Genomic DNA, 683 nt, shown 5'->3' with positions numbered 1-683 from the left:
CCGGGGGCCCTATGACCAGTTCGCGCTGCAAGCCTTCCAGGCGCTGGCGGTGGACTATCTGCTCAAGCCCGTCTCCGACACCGCGCTGGCCCAAGCCCTGGCCAAGGCCGAACAATGGCGCAGTCATTTCGACCTCCAGGCCAAGGAGCGCTGGAACCATCAGGTCGACGGCCTGCTGCAGCGCCTGAGCCCGCCTGCCGGCCGCCAGCGCATCGTCGGCCGCAAGGGCGGCCAGCAGTTCCACGCGCTGGAGCTGGCCGACATCGCCTATTTCGTCTCGGTGGACAAACTCTGCTTCGCCATCACCCAGGCCGGTGAGCGCTTTCTAGTCGAGCCCACCTTGGGCGAGCTGGAGGAGGAGCTCGGGCCTCAGCGCTTCTTCCGCGCCAACCGCCAGCTGCTGGTGGCCGCGGGCGCAGTGCAACGCTTTGCGCCCGCCGGCAAGGGAAGGCTGAAGCTCGACCTCCGCCCGGCCCTGGACGGCGAGCTGCTGATCAGCCAGGAGCGCGCCGCGGCTTTTCGCCAGTGGCTGGAGGGGTAAACCCGGGGCGGGCTACGATTCGGCATGGATCAAGTCTTGTTCGATTTCACCAAGCAGGATGCCACCGGCAGCTGCTCGACGGCCCACGCCTGGGCCAAGGTGCCCACACCGCTGACAGCGACCGAGCGCAGCGCGCTGACCG

At 68.4% G+C, this 683-nt stretch carries 1 protein-coding gene; it reads left to right on the top strand.

What is annotated here, in order from left to right:
- A partial coding sequence (locus AC1DU6_RS34125) for a LytR/AlgR family response regulator transcription factor (protein WP_477862856.1) occupies window positions 1–541 on the top strand: 541 nt, incomplete at its 5' end.
- Between the last annotated feature and the right edge of the window lie 142 nt (window positions 542–683).

Source organism: Roseateles sp. P5_B10, from assembly GCF_056400485.1.
Note: the sequence above shows the minus strand (reverse complement) of the source record. Positions and strands in the feature narration are given on the sequence as shown.